The sequence below is a fragment of the Cupriavidus sp. CP313 genome (assembly GCF_054072015.1).
Genome location: NZ_JBSVZB010000100.1, coordinates 1 through 589 on the forward strand (window position 1 = coordinate 1; position 589 = coordinate 589).

Here is a 589-nt window from a genome sequence, read left to right on the forward strand (position 1 = left end):
TGGCGGGGTCTACCACTACCTGAGCCGCGACCACGTGCTCGAACAGCGCGCCGCAGTGGATAATCCACGATGGACCGAGGCGTTTTCGGGCTGCGGTATTTTGGTTGGCATCAGTTCAATCCACTGGCGCGAGGCGTGGAAATACGGAATGCGCGCGTGGCGCTACTGCCAGCATGACTGCGGCCATGCGATCGCCGCAGTGAGTTACGCCGCGGCGGCTCTCGGCTGGCAGACACGGCTGATGGAAGCGATTGCAGATGATGCCTTGGCCGCGTTGCTTGGATTGGACCGCAGCGAGGATTTCGGCGCGGCCGAGCGAGAGGCGCCGGATGTCCTGCTTTGGATCGGCAATCCGGAAGCACAGCCTGATCTTGAGCGCCTGTGGTCCGCTTTCGACAAGGCGCACTGGTACGGATACGCGAATCAGCTAAGCGCGGGACATGTACGCTGGCCGGATATCGACGCGATCCATCGCGCCACGCACAAGTCTCGAACTCGCGAACCGACGCTGCCAAATTCAGAGCCGCATCTGTGGTCTGCGACGCCCGCCCTCGACCTGAGCTTTGCCCGGATCGCCCGGCAGCGGCGC

The 589-nt window shown here is 63.5% G+C and carries 1 protein-coding gene; it reads left to right on the plus strand.

Annotated features, from left to right (window positions below; translation table 11 throughout):
• Nucleotides 1–589 (plus strand): nitroreductase family protein (locus ACW4E8_RS41070; RefSeq protein ID WP_456809704.1); only part of this gene is annotated, 589 nt, incomplete at both ends.